Source organism: Methylomonas sp. MK1 (genome assembly GCF_000365425.1).
GTDB lineage: Bacteria > Pseudomonadota > Gammaproteobacteria > Methylococcales > Methylomonadaceae > Methylomonas.
Genome location: NZ_AQOV01000001.1, coordinates 1,599,445 through 1,614,489, shown reverse-complemented (window position 1 = coordinate 1,614,489; position 15,045 = coordinate 1,599,445). Strand labels below are relative to the sequence as shown.

14 protein-coding genes and 1 rRNA gene are annotated in these 15,045 nt (G+C 50.0%); 6 read left to right on the top strand and 9 right to left on the bottom strand.

What is annotated here, in order from left to right:
* The first annotated feature begins 120 nt into the window (after nucleotides 1-120).
* Nucleotides 121-236, top strand: a 5S ribosomal RNA gene (rrf, locus tag G006_RS0107485).
* A 131-nt stretch (nucleotides 237-367) separates the two neighbouring features.
* Nucleotides 368-688, top strand: coding sequence for a Grx4 family monothiol glutaredoxin (gene grxD, locus G006_RS0107480; protein ID WP_020482558.1), 321 nt, complete (start codon nucleotides 368-370; stop codon nucleotides 686-688).
* A 123-nt stretch (nucleotides 689-811) separates the two neighbouring features.
* Here the strand turns inward: grxD and rnt are convergent, their stop codons facing one another.
* Nucleotides 812-1,438 carry a ribonuclease T gene (rnt, locus tag G006_RS0107475; RefSeq protein ID WP_020482557.1) on the bottom strand — a complete coding sequence of 209 codons (627 nt, stop codon included), beginning with the start codon at nucleotides 1,436-1,438 and terminating at the stop codon, nucleotides 812-814.
* Between the two features lie 91 nt (nucleotides 1,439-1,529).
* Between rnt and G006_RS0107470 the strand changes: the two genes are divergently transcribed.
* Nucleotides 1,530-2,312 carry an MlaA family lipoprotein gene (locus G006_RS0107470; protein WP_020482556.1) on the top strand — a complete coding sequence of 261 codons (783 nt, stop codon included), beginning with the start codon at nucleotides 1,530-1,532 and terminating at the stop codon, nucleotides 2,310-2,312.
* Between the two features lie 66 nt (nucleotides 2,313-2,378).
* Here the strand turns inward: G006_RS0107470 and mtaB are convergent, their stop codons facing one another.
* The 5 genes from mtaB to G006_RS0107445 form a co-directional block, all read right to left on the bottom strand.
* Complete coding sequence (mtaB, locus tag G006_RS0107465) at nucleotides 2,379-3,665, bottom strand: tRNA (N(6)-L-threonylcarbamoyladenosine(37)-C(2))-methylthiotransferase MtaB (RefSeq protein ID WP_026146913.1); 1,287 nt, start codon at nucleotides 3,663-3,665, stop codon at nucleotides 2,379-2,381.
* Between the two features lie 7 nt (nucleotides 3,666-3,672).
* The gene (locus G006_RS0107460; protein WP_020482554.1) at nucleotides 3,673-4,902 is read right to left on the bottom strand and encodes a nucleoside recognition domain-containing protein; all 1,230 of its coding nucleotides are present in this window, start codon (nucleotides 4,900-4,902) and stop codon (nucleotides 3,673-3,675) included.
* Between the two features lie 16 nt (nucleotides 4,903-4,918).
* Nucleotides 4,919-6,277, bottom strand: a complete 1,359-nt coding sequence (purB, locus tag G006_RS0107455) for an adenylosuccinate lyase (RefSeq protein ID WP_020482553.1) — start codon at nucleotides 6,275-6,277, stop codon at nucleotides 4,919-4,921.
* A gap of 61 nt (nucleotides 6,278-6,338) precedes the next feature.
* Nucleotides 6,339-7,433: a tRNA 2-thiouridine(34) synthase MnmA gene (mnmA, locus tag G006_RS0107450; protein WP_020482552.1), complete on the bottom strand. Its 1,095-nt coding sequence runs from the start codon at nucleotides 7,431-7,433 to the stop codon at nucleotides 6,339-6,341.
* Nucleotides 7,430-7,885 (bottom strand): NUDIX hydrolase, encoded by a 456-nt coding sequence (locus G006_RS0107445; RefSeq protein ID WP_020482551.1) that lies wholly within the window; start codon nucleotides 7,883-7,885, stop codon nucleotides 7,430-7,432. Before G006_RS0107445 ends, mnmA begins: the two co-directional genes overlap by 4 nt.
* Before the next feature lie 125 nt (nucleotides 7,886-8,010).
* Here G006_RS0107445 and clpS point away from each other — a divergent pair, with 125 nt between their 5' ends.
* Both clpS and clpA read left to right on the top strand, forming a co-directional pair.
* Complete coding sequence (gene clpS, locus G006_RS0107440) at nucleotides 8,011-8,334, top strand: ATP-dependent Clp protease adapter ClpS (RefSeq protein WP_020482550.1); 324 nt, start codon at nucleotides 8,011-8,013, stop codon at nucleotides 8,332-8,334.
* Nucleotides 8,335-8,343: 9 nt separating this feature from the next.
* Nucleotides 8,344-10,620: an ATP-dependent Clp protease ATP-binding subunit ClpA gene (gene clpA, locus G006_RS0107435; RefSeq protein WP_020482549.1), complete on the top strand. Its 2,277-nt coding sequence runs from the start codon at nucleotides 8,344-8,346 to the stop codon at nucleotides 10,618-10,620.
* A 33-nt stretch (nucleotides 10,621-10,653) separates the two neighbouring features.
* Here clpA and infA read toward each other — a convergent pair whose 3' ends face one another.
* The 3 genes from infA to G006_RS0107420 form a co-directional block, all read right to left on the bottom strand.
* Nucleotides 10,654-10,872, bottom strand: a complete 219-nt coding sequence (gene infA / locus G006_RS0107430; RefSeq protein WP_013819653.1) for a translation initiation factor IF-1 — start codon at nucleotides 10,870-10,872, stop codon at nucleotides 10,654-10,656.
* Between the two features lie 92 nt (nucleotides 10,873-10,964).
* Nucleotides 10,965-13,079, bottom strand: coding sequence for a RelA/SpoT family protein (locus G006_RS0107425; RefSeq protein ID WP_020482548.1), 2,115 nt, complete (start codon nucleotides 13,077-13,079; stop codon nucleotides 10,965-10,967).
* Nucleotides 13,080-13,462: 383 nt separating this feature from the next.
* Nucleotides 13,463-13,936: a hypothetical protein gene (locus G006_RS0107420; RefSeq protein WP_020482547.1), complete on the bottom strand. Its 474-nt coding sequence runs from the start codon at nucleotides 13,934-13,936 to the stop codon at nucleotides 13,463-13,465.
* Between the two features lie 358 nt (nucleotides 13,937-14,294).
* On the opposite strand from G006_RS0107420, the gene G006_RS0107415 reads away from it, so the two are divergent.
* The gene (locus G006_RS0107415; RefSeq protein WP_020482546.1) at nucleotides 14,295-15,017 is read left to right on the top strand and encodes a hypothetical protein; all 723 of its coding nucleotides are present in this window, start codon (nucleotides 14,295-14,297) and stop codon (nucleotides 15,015-15,017) included.
* The last annotated feature ends 28 nt before the right edge of the window (nucleotides 15,018-15,045 follow it).

Sequence of the window (15,045 nt, the reverse complement as noted above, 5' to 3'; positions counted from 1 at the left end):
CGACAATAGCTGATAAGCCACTGAGAACGACAAACTCGATACAGATTTCCATGAAAGCAGGTCAAAGCGAAACGCTTACAACCTGTGCATGACGGCTGCAACAACAGCCTAACCAGTTTGCTTGGTGAACATAGCAAGCGTGAACCACCCGATCCCATCCCGAACTCGGAAGTGAAACCGCTTAGCGCCGATGATAGTGTGGCAGGTTGCCATGTGAAAGTAGGTCATCGCCAAGCGCCTATCCCAAAAGCCCTGCTAGTAATAGCAGGGCTTTTTTTGTATCAAAATCCCATTCAGATAATCACGCTTCAAATTTGCAGTAGTGGTTGTTAGAATCCCATCTCATCAATGTCTAGCGAGAAAACGCATGAGTGCAATAGATAGAATCCAAGCCCAATTAGCCAGCCATCCCGTCGTCTTGTACATGAAAGGCACCCCTGATTTCCCCCAATGCGGGTTTTCCAGCCGGGTGGTGCAAGCCTTGGAAGCCTGCAACGCTGACTACGCCCACATCAACATCTTCGAAGATCCTGAAGTGCGTGAAGCCTTGAAAGAATACTCGCACTGGCCCACCTATCCCCAACTGTATATTAACGGCGAATTAGTCGGCGGCTGCGATATCGTTATTGACCTGTTTAATAAAGGCCAACTCAATAGTATGCTGGCTGGCATTGGTTCGAAACCTTAGTCTAAAAGAACATCCCAGATCCCTACTCTAGCGATCCTATTCCTCTGGGTCGCAATGGGCTTTCTGCCGACACTTAATAATATGTTTGACTGTAATGTGTTCTAAGTCGCTAATTGGGTAGATTTATGTCGCTTCGTACTCGCTTAATTTTTTCCAGCGGTTGATAATCAGGCAAAACAGTTCGGCAGTTTGTTCGGCATCGTAGAGCGCTGAATGTGCTTTCTCGTTATCCCAGATAATCCCGGCAGCTTGAGCAATTTTTGCTAAAACCGTTTGGCCGTACATTAGCCCGCCTAGTGTGGCGGTATCGAAGCTACTGAATGGATGAAAGGGGCTTCGTTTATAGTTGGTTCTTTCAATCGCGGCGTTCAAAAAGTTGATATCGAAAGCTGGATTGTGACCAACCAAAATGGCCCGCTTGCATTTATTACGTTTTACCGCGGCTTTGATAGGGGTAAACAGCTTGGTAAGTGCATCCTTCTCTTCTATAGCCATGCGGAAAGGATGGTATGGATCGATACCGGTAAATTTGAGCGCGGCATCATCCAGTTCGGAGTTTTTGAAAGGAATGATATTGCAGTGATGTTTTTCGGTGACATGTAACCAACCGTCTTTGTCTGGTTCGACTATTACGGCGGCGATTTCCAATAGTGGGTTTTTTTTCGAATTAAAGCCGGCGGTCTCTATATCGACAATAACAGGAAGGTAACCTCTGAAACGGTTGCCTAACGGATTTAGGTTTATTTCCATTGAGTTGTGGTTGGCTAAAAAAGTCGGTTGTACGTTATGTTACGTGAGTTTTGGATAGGTATAAACAATATTCAATTGGTGAGGTGAAGTTATGCAAGACGGGAAAAAAGGTTGGATGATCTTAGGGTTACTGACTGTATTAAGCGGTTGTGCCACAACCCACGGTGTCGATCCTAAAGATCCTTGGGAGGGCTGGAACAGGGGAGTGCAATCGTTCAATGATGGTGTGGACGATTATGTCATGAAACCGGTTGCCAAAGGCTACGATTGGGTTATGCCCGGTTTTGCGGACCAAGCTGTCACCAACTTCTTCAGCAATGTCGATGACATCGGTGTTTGTACCAACGATGTTTTGCAAGGAAAACTCCTGCAATCGGGTCAGGACGGTGCGCGTTTCTTGGTGAACACCACAATTGGTGTTGCCGGCCTTATAGATGTTGGGACGATGATCGATTTGCCGAAACATAATGAAGATTTTGATCAAACTTTAGGCTATTGGGGAATACCTACCGGTCCTTACTTGGTCCTGCCGTTTTTCGGACCTAGTTCGCCGCGTGGCGTGTTCGGGTTGGTTGGCGATGCCGCGATGAATCCGTTTACTTATGCCGGTATCTACATAAATCCAAATTGGATTGGCGCGGCGGTTTCGATTGGCCCTGGTGCATTAAAAGTAATCGATGCGCGTTCAGATTTGTTGGGCATGGAAAAAGTCGCCACCGAAGCAGCATTGGATCGTTACGAATTTTTCAAAAACGCCTATCTTGCCAGACGCAATTACTTGGTTCACGATGGCAAGGTCCCAGACGAAGATGTGTTGAAATTCGACGAAATGCAGGGTGGCGGGCGTGGACCGCTCGATCCGAATCCGTATTGATTTAAACAGTCCCGCTCTTATGCAAAAAAGCCGTAAAGCAAACAGCTTTGCGGCTTTTTTATGGCTTCAAGTCAAACGAACGAGCACGAAATCCGGTCTAGCTTCTATTAGTTCTCCCGCCACTATCTTATTTTCCAGAATGAAGCCAGGTACTACGTCGCAGGCTACCCTTAGATAATTCGGTGTGTAGCCGAAATGGCGGATCGTGCCATCGCTCTGCGCCTCTTTTTGCCCTTCCCATAAAATATTGGCCCGCTCGCCAAGGTTTTCGGCAATGAACCTGCGCTTCATTGCGTCGGCTAATTCATGCAATTGCTTGCTGCGCTGTTTCTTGGTGTTCTGATCGATTTGATCCGGCAAGCCCGCGGCTTTGGTACCTTCGCGAGGCGAATAGCTAAAAATGTGAATATGACCAAACCCCAGGCTTTTGATGTAATCAAAGCTTTCCTGCCATTCCAATTCGGTTTCGCCCGGAAAGCCGACTATTATGTCGGTAGTGATATTGAAATGCGGGATCGTCGCGCGGGCCAGTTTAACGATCTGGCCGAATTCCTCCGTTTTACAGCGTCTGGCCATGCGTCTTAAGACGCTGTCGCAGCCGCTTTGCAAGGGCAGATGCAGATGGGGCATCAGTCGCGGATTTTTGAATAGCTCGAAGAACCCATCGGGTAATTCCCAAGGTTCAAGGGAGCCAAGACGCAATCGAGGAATTTCAGTCTTATCCAGTATTTCGTTAATCAACTCGACCAGATTACTGGAAATGTCGCTGCCGTAACCACCAAGATGTACGCCGGTGATGATGGCTTCGTTGATGCCTTGGCTATACAAGGTGTTGATTTCTTGAATCACATCTTGAACAGGGCGACTGCTCTCTTCGCCGCGAGCAACGGTAACGATGCAGAAGGTGCAGCGGTAGCGGCAACCGTCCTGGACTTTGACGAAGGCCCGCTGCCGGCCGCGGCTGAACAGTGAGACTTCTCCGGGTTCGGTCGACATGGCCGGCATGCTGTCCAGATTCAGCTCGGCCAGGGTTTTTTCCACCAGCTGGTTTTTATCCTGGTTGCCGACGATCAAGTCCACCCCCATCAATTGCGCGGCTTCTTCCTCATTCAGCGTCGCATAGCAGCCGCTGACCACCAATTTGGCTTGCGGATTGTCGCGGTGGATGCGGCGTATCATTTGTTTGGACTTTTTTACGGCGTCCTGGGTGACCGCGCAGGAATTGATCACCACCAGTTGCGAGTCGCACAAGTTGCGGGTGATAGAGTGACCTTTGGCCTGAAAGGCTTGCGCCCAGGTTTCCAGTTCCGCTTCGTTGAGGCGGCAGCCCAGAGTTTTTAAATGGATTTGCATGTTCGGTTTAACCAAAAAACCAGTAAGTCACAAAAATAGCGGCAGTTATGCCACCGATGTCGGCAATAATTCCACAGGCGGCGGCGTGGCGTATCTGTTTAATGTTCACAGCGCCGAAATAAACCGCCAATACATAAAACGTCGTCTCGGTGCTGCCTTGCACCACTGATGCCAGCCGGCCGGCGAATGAATCGGCGCCGTGAGTCTGCATGGTGTCTATCATCATCGCCCGCGCCCCGCTGCCGCTGAACGGCTTCATCAAAGCGGTCGGCAGGCCGTCGATGAAGCGGTTGTCGATGCCGGCATAGTTGACCAACAGCCTTACGCCATCGGTAATCAATTCCAACGAGCCGCTGGCTCGGAATACGCCGAAAGCCACCAGCATCGCCACCAGATAGGGAATTATGGTGATCGCGGTCTGAAAACCCTGTTTGGCGCCTTCGACGAACAACTCGTAAGCATTCAGCTGTTTGTAAGCGGCAGCGGCAATGAAGGAAATAACCAAGCTGAACAAAATCACATGGCTGACCACGGCCGATTGTTTCAACATCTCGGCTTGATCGAGCCCGGCAAAATAAGCCAGTATGCCGCCGACCAGCAGAGTAATGCCGCCGAGATAGCTCAACACCACCTTGTCCAGCAGATTGATCTTCTGTACGACGGCGACCGCCAGCAAGCCGGTAAACGTTGACATATAAGTAGCAATCAATATCGGGATGAACACGTCGGTTGGGTTCGCCGCGCCGAGCTGTGCTCGATAAGCGAAGATCGTCACCGGAAACAGCGTCACCGAGGCAGTGTTGATCACCAGAAACAAGATTTGCGCATCGGTGGCGCGTTCGGGATGCGGATTCAAGGTCTGCATTTCCTGCATCGCCTTGATGCCCATCGGCGTCGCCGCGTTGTCTAGCCCCAGCATGTTGGCGGCGATGTTCATCACCATCGCACCGAGCGCCGGATGATCCTTCGGGATCTCCGGCATCAGCCGGCTGAATAATGGATTGAGAGCCTTGGTCAACAAATCGATGAAGCCGCTATGCTCGCCGATTTTCATGATGCCCAGCCACAAGGCCAGCACGCCGCTCAGTCCCAGCGAAATCTCGAACGCGGTCTTAGCCAGGCTGAACATCGCATTCATCAAGTCGGAAAACACCTTGGTGTCGCCCAGCACCAGCAGTTTGAAGGCGGCGGTGGCGAATGCGCTCAGGAAGAAGAATATCCAGATGAAGTTCAGCAACTACCTGTCCTAATGCTTAGCCGATTTTCTTGGCTAAATCTGCCGCATAGCCGGTGTAGCTGTGCGGTGTGAGTGCCAGCAGTTCGGCCTTGGCAGTGGCTGGAATGTCTAGCTTTTCGACGAAAGCGCGCATGCCGTCGCCGGTGACGCGCTGGCCACGAGTCAGTTCTTTCAATTTTTCGTACGGCTTTTCGACACCGTAACGGCGCATCACGGTTTGAATCGGCTCGGCCAATACTTCCCAGTTTTGCTCCAGGTCTTGATCGATCAACGCAGGGTTGATTTCCAGTTTGGAAATGCCTTTCAAAGTCGACTGGATCGCGATGCTGGTGTGGGCGATGCCGACGCCGATGTTGCGCAACACGGTGGAGTCAGTCAAATCGCGCTGCCAGCGCGATACCGGCAGTTTGTCGGCCAGGAAGCCGAAAATCGCATTGGCCAATCCCAGATTGCCTTCGGAATTTTCGAAGTCGATCGGGTTGACCTTGTGTGGCATCGTCGAGGAACCTACTTCGCCGGCCACGGTTTTTTGTTTGAAATAACCCAGCGAGATATAGCCCCAGACGTCGCGGTCGAAATCCAACAGGATGGTGTTGAAGCGCGACAGGGCGTGGAAAAACTCGGCCATGTAATCATGAGGTTCAATCTGTATCGTGTAAGGGTTGAAGGCCAAACTCAGCGACTCAACGAAGTTTTGCGCGAATTGCGCCCAATCAACATCCGGATAGGCGACGCTGTGCGCATTGTAATTGCCGACCGCACCGTTGATCTTGCCCAGCAGCTCTACCTTGGCCAATTGCTCGCGCTGGCGTTGTATGCGGGCGACGACGTTAGCGAATTCCTTGCCGACCGTGGTCGGTGTTGCCGATTGGCCGTGAGTGCGAGACAGCATGGGCTGATCGGCGCTATCCAAGGCCAGTTGCTTGATCGCATCTATCGTGGCGTCGATCTCGGCCAGCATCAAACCGCGGCCTTCTTTCAGCATCAAGGCGTAAGACAGGTTATTGATGTCTTCCGAGGTGCAGGCGAAGTGAATGAACTCGTTGACGGCATGCAATTCGGCGTCGCCTTTGATCTTTTCTTTCAGAAAATACTCGACCGCCTTGACGTCATGGTTGGTGGTCTTCTCGATGTCTTTTACGGCTTGGGCGTCGGCTTCGGAGAAATTGCTGACGATGCCGTTCAATACCGCAATTGCATCGGCCGACAAAGCCGGTACTTCGACGATCTTGGCTTCCGCGGCCAACGCTTGCAGCCAGCGTACTTCTACTTTTACGCGATAGCGGATCAAACCGTATTCGCTGAAAATGGGGCGCAAAGCGTCAACTTTGCCGGCATAGCGGCCGTCGATGGGGGAGATGGCGGTGAGTGTCATGATGGTTTCCTGTATTAAGTATGGGATGGACTTAATTTTATTCAGCCCATCCGGCATGGAGTTATCGGTTGTATTTGGATTCGATGATGCCACCACCCAAGCAAATTTCGCCAGCATAAAATACGACCGACTGGCCTGGCGTTATTGCACGTTGCGGTTCGTCGAAGCGGACTTTGACACGGATGCCGCCGGTTATGGGTTCGACGACGCAATCCTGATCGGGCTGGCGGTAACGTGTCTTGGCAGCGCAACGTAGCGGTTCGGTCAAGGGTTGGTTGCTACACCAGTCCAATTGTCCGGCTTCCAGCGTGTTGTGCAGCATCAACGGATGGTCGTGGCCTTGGCCGACGATCAGCACGTTGTTGTCCAGGTCTTTTTCCAGCACGAACCAGGGTTCGTCCGGGGCATCTTTGACGCCGCCTATACCCAAGCCTTGGCGTTGGCCGAGGGTGTAGTACATCAGACCGTGGTGTTTGCCGATATATTGGCCTTCGGGGGTGCGCATTTCGCCGGGTTGGTGGGGCAGGTAGCGCTGCAGAAATTCCTTGAACTTGCGTTCGCCTATAAAGCAGATGCCAGTGCTGTCTTTCTTGCGACTGTTGGCAAAACCGGCCTTATCGGCCAGCGCGCGAATTTCCGGTTTGTGCAGGTGGCCGATCGGGAACAGGGTTTGCGATAGAGCTTTCTGGCCCATCGCATATAAAAAATAGCTTTGCTCCTTGTTTGGGTCTAATCCTTTTAATAATCTAAATTCGCCGTTGTGCTGATCGACGCGGGCATAGTGGCCGGTGGCGATGTATTCGGCGCCCAGATCTTCGGTGGCATAGTCCAAAAAGGCTTTAAATTTGACGTGTTTGTTACAAAGGATGTCGGGATTGGGGGTCCGACCGGCTTTAAACTCCGACAAAAACACTTCAAATACGTCGTCCCAATATTCGGCGGCAAAGTTGACAGTCTTCAGCTCTATGCCCAGTTTGTCGCAAACCTGCTGTGCGTCGGCCAGGTCTTCCATTGCCGTGCAATATTCGGTGCCGTCGTCTTCTTCCCAATTTTTCATGAACAAACCGGTGACCTTATGGCCTTGTTCTTGCAGGATTAATGCAGTGACGGACGAGTCGACGCCGCCGGACATGCCGACGATGATGTGTTTACTCATTCTAAATCGATAAAAGACTGTAAGATGGTAAGCGGGTAACGGTGACCTTTCAGGTATTCGTCCACAGTGGTTAAAACCAAAGGGCTGCGCAATTGTTGGCGTTTTGCGTAAATTTCATTGCGGCTTAACCAGTGAGTGTCGATAATGCCGTCATCGAGAGGTTGTTCTGGGTTGTGGTTGTTGACCGTGCCGGAAAAACAGAAGCGAACAAAACTGGGCATATGTGGATTTCTGCGCCATAGTTGTGTGGCGATTAATGCCTCCGGTTCAAATTGCCAAGCTGTTTCCTCGCAAACTTCGCGTTTGACGGCACTGATTAAATCTTCACCTTCTTCCAAATGACCTGCGGGTTGATTGAACGCAAGGCCTCGTGCCGTTGTCTCTTCAACCAGCAGAAAGCGACCGTCTTTTTCAATCACGGCGGCGACGGTGACGTGAGGTTTCCAAACCATGATGTAGATAGAAAACGGTAAAAGGCGCGCATTTTACTCGAAATGTTTTTTATATGCCCAAAGATTGAAATTTAATGTTGAAGACGCTATTTTTAAGACCACAATGATTCACAGCACCAAAGCTTATGTCAGATTTTGAACCCTTGAAAGATGGCGACGGTAACACCGCGCTGCAAGAAGCCAAGCCGCAGCTGAAAAGACCGCCACTGTATAAGGTTATGTTGCTTAACGACGACTTTACGCCGATGGATTTTGTCGTCGAAATATTGACTGATTTTTTTAACATGAGCCAAGAGAAAGCCACTCAGGTGATGTTACAAGTGCATACACAGGGCGTCGGTGTTTGCGGTACCTATACTAAAGACGTTGCTGAAACGAAAGTACATATTGTTAATGAATATTCCCGCGAGCATCATCACCCGCTGATGTGCACGATGGAAGAGGCGTGAGGGGTAACCATGCTAAGTAAAGAACTTGAAGTGACATTGAACGCTGCTTTTACTGGAGCTCATGCCAAAAGACACGAATTCATCACCGTCGAGCATTTGTTGCTGGCCTTGTTGGATAACGTCACGACGATACCTATTTTGATCGCTTGCGGCTGCAATGTTAATGCGTTGCGGGCCGAATTAACCCGGTTTATAGACGAAACCATTTCCCTGATTCCTGAAGGCATACAGCGAGAAACCCAGCCCACTTTAGGTTTTCAGCGCGTTTTACAGCGTGCGGTGTTTCATGTGCAGGCTTCCGACAAAAAAGAAGTCACCGGCGCGAACTTATTTGTCGCCCTGTTTAGTGAGCAGGATTCACATGCGGTTTATCTGTTGAACAAACAAGACATCACCCGTTTGGATGTGGTCAATTATCTGGCGCATGGGGTTTCCAAAATCGAGCAGTTCAGAAAAGATAGCAGCGAGGAGCCGGAAGCCGACCGTGGCAGTAATGAAGCTTTGTCCAGCCCATTGGAAAAATACGCAACCAACTTGAACGAAGAAGCCCTGAAAGGCAACATCGATCCTCTAATTGGCCGCGAGCTGGAAGTGGAAAGGACCATTCAGGTGCTATGCCGCCGCCGCAAAAATAATCCGCTATTAGTAGGGGAGGCTGGGGTCGGTAAAACCGCTATAGCCGAAGGTTTGGCGAAACGAATTGTCGAAGAACAAGTGCCGGATATATTGTTGAATAGTGTCATTTATTCCTTGGACATGGGCGCACTGGTTGCCGGTACCAAATATCGCGGCGATTTTGAAAAACGACTAAAGGCTTTAATTAGCCAGCTTAAAAAAGAACCCGACTCGATTTTATTTATCGACGAAATTCATACCATTATTGGCGCGGGTTCCGCTTCCGGTGGGGTGATGGATGCGTCCAACTTGATCAAACCGGTGTTGGCATCCGGACAATTGCGTTGCATTGGGTCCACTACTTATCAAGAATATCGTGGTATTTTCGAAAAAGACCATGCTCTAGCGCGGCGCTTCCAGAAAATCGATGTGATAGAGCCATCGATAGAAGATACCGTATTAATCTTGAAGGGTTTGAAGTCACGCTTTGAAGAGCATCATGGCCTGAAATATACCCAAGAAGCGTTGCGACTGGCGGTGGAATTATCAGCACGCTATATCACCGACAGACATTTGCCGGACAAGGCCATTGATGTAATCGACGAGGCCGGGGCCAGGCAGCGTTTGTTTGCCGGTATTGACCGCAAAGATCTAATTGATACCGCAGAGATTGAAGAAATCGTCGCCAAAATTGCCAGAGTGCCGGCCCAATCGGTATCGTCCAACGATATTGATAAACTATCCAACTTGGAAAAAAATCTGAAAATGCTGGTGTTCGGTCAGGACGAGGCTATTTCAGAGTTGGCGTCGGCGATCAAATTGTCACGGGCGGGTTTACGCGATACCACTAAAACCATCGGTTCATTCCTGTTTGCCGGCCCTACCGGTGTCGGTAAAACCGAAGTGACGCGCCAGCTAGCAAAAGTATTGGGCATAGAATTGATTCGTTTCGATATGTCCGAATACATGGAGCGGCATACCGTATCGCGTTTAATCGGTGCGCCTCCGGGTTATGTTGGGTTTGATCAGGGCGGATTACTGACCGAAGCGGTGACCAAACATCCCCATGCAGTATTGTTGTTGGATGAATTGGAAAAAGCCCATCCGGATGTGTTCAATCTATTGCTACAGGTGATGGATCACGGCACCTTGACCGACAATAACGGTCGTAAAGCCGATTTCAGAAACATCATTCTAATTATGACTACCAACGCCGGCGCGGAGGAAAGCAGCCGGGCCTCTATCGGCTTCACTCAGCAAAATCATGCTTCCGATAGCATGAAAGTGATCGAGCGCGGTTTTTCGCCGGAATTTAGAAATCGTCTGGATGCCATCGTGCAATTCAAACCGCTGGATATGGCGGTGGTCGGTAGTGTGGTCGATAAGTTTATTTTCGAGCTGGAAGCCATATTGGCCGATAAGAACGTTACATTGACTTTGGAACCTGCCGCGCGGTCTTGGCTGGCCGAGCACGGTTGCGATCCGAAAATGGGCGCAAGGCCAATGGCGCGTTTGATTCAGGAAAAGATCAAAAAACCGTTGGCGGAAGATTTGTTGTTTGGTCGTTTAGCGAATGGCGGTCACGTACGAGTACATGTCGAGAACGATGCGTTGGCTTTTGCCATCGAGAGCAAACAACTTATCGTTTCGGAATTAAATCAAGTCGTGTAGAACGAGGGAAGCAATCGCTTTCCCGGAGACGGGTTAGCGATTGCGGAAAGTGATACGGCCTTTAGTTAGGTCGTAAGGAGTCATTTCTACGCGGACTTTATCGCCAGTTAGGATGCGGATATAGTGCTTGCGCATTTTGCCGGAGATATGGGCGGTAACGATGTGACCGTTTTCTAGCTCGACGCGAAACATAGTATTGGGCAGTGTGTCGATGACCTTGCCATCCATTTCAATCTGATCTTCTTTTGCCATAGTTAAAGCTCTAAATTTAAAACGGCTATGTTAGCATGAATCGTCTGCCGAGCCGCTAAAAAAGTCTTCCGGATCGTCGAAGTTACGATGATTCAGACTTTCCTCCTCACTTCAATAATATTCGGCAAATGACTGATACGTGTCAGCACCAAACTGAGCTGCTCGGTATTTTCAATTTGAATGGTCATAGTCAGAATGGCCGACAAATCGTCGTGAGTCTTTAGCGACGCATTGCTGATATGTACTTTCCCGGCGGCTAGTACCTGAGAAACGTCGTTCAGCAAATTCTGCGCATTAAAGGCGTGAATCAAAATCGGCACGCTGTGGTGTACGGTTTGTTGACCACTCCAATCGGCTTTCAACAATTGCAATTGTTGCTCGGGTGATAAATGCCGGATATTCTCGCAATCGCGGCGATGAATAGTGATGCCGCGCTTATGCGAGATAAAACCGATTATCTCGTCGCCTTTTACCGGCGAGCAACAATGCGCCAGCGTGGTGACCACGTTATCGATATCGTCGATAGTGATCGCCGATTGGGTCGGGGATTTGCTTGGCACCAACTTAATCGGCGTAGGTTCCAATTCCGGAATTTTCAGTGCGCCGGCCAATTGCCTGTTGTTGATGTCGCCGTGTCCTAGCGCTTCGTAAAAATGTTCTATGTCCGAGAATTTAAAATGCCTTAAAAGCTCGTTGATATCGACGGTTTTTAATCCCAGTCGCTTACTCTCCTTATCCAGCAGCAATTTGCCGGCGGCGATATTTTCGGCCTGCTGTTGTTGCTTGAACCAGCTTTTTACCTTACTGATCGCGCGGGGGGTCTTTAAGTAACCGAGGTTGGGATTCAGCCAGTTGTGATTGGGCTGGCCGTTTTTGACAGTGATAATTTCCACCTGCTCCCCGGAACAAAGCTTGTAGGTCAGTGGCTTGATCTGGCCGTTAACCTTGGCACCGCGGCAGCTATGGCCGACTTCGGTATGAATTGCATAGGCAAAATCCAGTGGAGTAGCGCCCTTGACCAAGTCGATCAGCTTACCGGCCGGGGTGAGTACGAATACCCGATCAGAAAATAGCTCGGTATGAAAGTTTTCCAGTAAGCTGTCGGCGTTATCCTTGTCTTCCAGCAGTTGTCGGAGCGACGCGATGTTCTTCTCGGTGGCAGCGTTGAACTTGGTGCCCTCCTTATAGCGCCAGTGTGCTGCTACCCCCAACTCGGCGAAGTCGTGCATGGCTTTGGTACGGATTTGAATTTCGATACGGTTGCCGTCTTCATCCAAAACCACGGTATGCAGCGATTGATAACCGTTTTCCTTGGGGTTGGCGATGTAATCGTCGAATTCGCGTGGAATATGTTGCCATTGGCTGTGCGCCAAGCCCAGCACCATGTAGCAGGCAGACAAACTGTCCACCACCACCCGCACTGCCAATAAGTCGTAAAGCTCATTTATCGCCAGCTGCTTGCGGTGCATCTTGTTCCAGATGCTATAGATGTGCTTGGGTCTGCCGTAGACCTTGGCCTGTATGCCTTCCTGTTTTAAACGGTCGTTAAGGGTCGTTACAAAGCGTTCGATAAAGGCTTGGCGTTGTTCGCGATTGACCGCCAATGATTCGGTAACGAAGCGGTAATGCTCCGGATCGGCATAGCGAAACGCCAGATCTTCCAATTCCCATTTAAATTGATTAATGCCCAGGCGATTGGCGAGAGGCGCGTAAATATCCAGAGTTTCCCTGGCAATAAAGCGGCGGATATTTTCTTGCTCGTGTTGTAGTCCGCGCAGCCGTTGAATGCGGAAAGCCAATTTAATCAGCACCGCCCGCACGTCGTGGGTCATCGCCAGCAGCATGCGCCGCAAGATCTCGGCTTGATTGGGCTGGTTTGCCATGTCGGTACTGTAAATGCTGACATGATTCAGCCAGCTCACATCCTTAACCAAGTCGGCGACCACCGGCCCGAATTGCTCTCGTATTGCCGAGTCGCTAAGTTTGCCGGCAACGCGTGAATCGCTGAGCAGCGCCGCCAGAATAGTTTCCAGGTCGATATGCACACTCATTAAAATCGCTGCGACATCGACGCCTTTGGGGCGGACGGTGTCGTGGTAGTCCACCGAAAGTTGCTCGACCAGCTTCAGTGCTTGGTCTATCTGTAAGCTATCAGCGTCTGAAAAGCCGGGAAACAGTTTGGCGATGGAAGAATTATTTTGAGTCATACCGATATTGTAAGACCAGCAAGGTGGGGCGGAAAATAGCGGATTTGCTGTGAATTGGATTTTGAATCCACGAATCAGAGTAAACGGCTAGCGATGTGCTTTACTCTGTCCGCTTCCTCCGCGTGTCGATGGTGCTGCCGTTAGTAGTACCGGGCGTCGGCAAAGGCAGTCGGCTTAGATATAAGAAAAACACTGATGAGAATGGCCGGAATTTACTAACCCGGCCCTCAATATCGTCGCTCCCGCGTAGCGCGTAGGCGGGAGACCATTTTTCACGCTGGATTCCCGCTTACGCGGGAATGATGGAACCACGGAATTTAAGAGCCTGGTTAATGGGTCGGAAGTCCTAGGATTCCGGAATAACATGCGTGGAGAGTGAGTCTTTAATAGGCATCTTTGTCCGTGATTTTGCCTTTGTCGTTGACCGCAACTTTCCATTTGCTGCCGCCCACTTCGATAAACAATTCGTATTCTTCGCCCACGCCGTTCGGGTTAATCACCAATTCCGCCTTATGCAGCTTATAGCCGGGGAAGTTATCGGCCAGCACTTTGGTCACATCAGGCGATATTTCCAGGCCGTTTGCCAACAGGATTTCGTTCGCAAACAACGCGCCGTCCGCTCTAAATAACTCATGTTTCAGTTCGTCTTCAGTGTCTTTAAAGCTGACTTCCAGCAGCTGTTGACCAAAGTGGGTTTCCTGAGTCGCTTTCAGGTCCTGTGCTTGCGGATGTCGTTTCAAAATATTGGCCCTGACTTTATCCGGGACTGCCACGCTAGCGGAATCTTGGGCTTGAGCTGTTGATAAGCTGCTGTAAAAGGCGGTAGCGGCAAGTAAGGAAAGTAATAATGTGCGCATGTGTGCTCCTGCTGTGTTGGATTTCCCAATGACTTAAATCGCTGGGGATAGTTTCATCGTTATTTTTGCGGTGTTAGCAAAGGGTGGACGTTGGAAAATTCATTCAAAACCAGAACGTGCTCCCTGATAGCTTGAAGGATTCTTGGCGCTTAACCGTGGTCGATTATGCGATAAAAATAAAAATCGCCGGTAGGATTTTTCCGCGAACTTGGCATAGATCAATATTTGCATATCGATTATTCTAAAAGCCATTTGATGCCATTGAGTAGCTGGGGAGCCGCTCTGGCTTGTTAGAGGCTTCCTCAGCGCCAGTCTAGCACCATGGATCGTGCCCACTTTGTCTTTTTCTTAGTCGCCTATGCCCAAACAATATCGCCGTTTTCGAGATATTTCCACCAGTGAGAAAATATTAAACACCGTATTCCTGTTGACCATTGGCTTAGGCTATCTGATGGCTTTGGTGAATTTGTATTACACCCATCAAGGCCGCGACGGCAAGCGCGGGTTGTCAATCGACGATATCGTCATTATGTACCACGGCTCCACCACTCAATCGCGACTGGGCGCGGCGATCAACGGCATCATGGAGCCCAATCTGAAATACAAAAGCGATAAAGAAGTTATTTTGAAATGGATTCAGGATGGCGCTGAGCAACAGCCTTACGAGCAACAGATTGCGCCGATTTTGAGCCGTGATTGTATTCATTGTCACAATCCTGCCGCCAACCCGAGTCTGCCTAATCTGACCCATTACGCCGGCGTTGCCGAAGTAGCGCATAAAGGCGGGGCGTCAACGCCGGCGCTGGTCAGGGTGTCGCACATTCATTTATTCGGTATCGCCTTCATCCTGTTTTTTATAGGCAAAATTTTTCTGCTCTGCGACATGAATATTTACGTCAAGCGGGTGGCGCTGGTGATTCCGTTTTTTGCGATGCTATTGGACGTGGTGTCCTGGTTTGTGACTAAACATATTTCCGAATTTGCCTATGTGGTGGTGCTCAGTGGTGCGTTGATGGGCTTATCGATGGGCGTGCAAATATTAATGAGTGTTTATCAAATGTGGTTTTACCAAAAGGACTGATATTTTGACTTTTTCTCCCGTTTTATCC

What these genes read in the sequence shown, in the direction of transcription:
- infA (WP_013819653.1), bottom strand. Translation starts at nt 10,872, where the DNA reads ATGGCAAAAGAAGATCAGATTGAAATGGATGGCAAGGTCATCGACACA.
- G006_RS0107425 (WP_020482548.1), bottom strand. Translation starts at nt 13,079, where the DNA reads ATGACTCAAAATAATTCTTCCATCGCCAAACTGTTTCCCGGCTTTTCA.
- G006_RS0107445 (WP_020482551.1), bottom strand. Translation starts at nt 7,885, where the DNA reads ATGGTTTGGAAACCTCACGTCACCGTCGCCGCCGTGATTGAAAAAGAC.
- rnt (WP_020482557.1), bottom strand. Translation starts at nt 1,438, where the DNA reads ATGGAAATAAACCTAAATCCGTTAGGCAACCGTTTCAGAGGTTACCTT.
- G006_RS0107470 (WP_020482556.1), top strand. Translation starts at nt 1,530, where the DNA reads ATGCAAGACGGGAAAAAAGGTTGGATGATCTTAGGGTTACTGACTGTA.
- purB (WP_020482553.1), bottom strand. Translation starts at nt 6,277, where the DNA reads ATGACACTCACCGCCATCTCCCCCATCGACGGCCGCTATGCCGGCAAA.
- clpA (WP_020482549.1), top strand. Translation starts at nt 8,344, where the DNA reads ATGCTAAGTAAAGAACTTGAAGTGACATTGAACGCTGCTTTTACTGGA.
- clpS (WP_020482550.1), top strand. Translation starts at nt 8,011, where the DNA reads ATGTCAGATTTTGAACCCTTGAAAGATGGCGACGGTAACACCGCGCTG.
- mtaB (WP_026146913.1), bottom strand. Translation starts at nt 3,665, where the DNA reads ATGCAAATCCATTTAAAAACTCTGGGCTGCCGCCTCAACGAAGCGGAA.
- G006_RS0107420 (WP_020482547.1), bottom strand. Translation starts at nt 13,936, where the DNA reads ATGCGCACATTATTACTTTCCTTACTTGCCGCTACCGCCTTTTACAGC.
- mnmA (WP_020482552.1), bottom strand. Translation starts at nt 7,433, where the DNA reads ATGAGTAAACACATCATCGTCGGCATGTCCGGCGGCGTCGACTCGTCC.
- G006_RS0107415 (WP_020482546.1), top strand. Translation starts at nt 14,295, where the DNA reads ATGCCCAAACAATATCGCCGTTTTCGAGATATTTCCACCAGTGAGAAA.
- grxD (WP_020482558.1), top strand. Translation starts at nt 368, where the DNA reads ATGAGTGCAATAGATAGAATCCAAGCCCAATTAGCCAGCCATCCCGTC.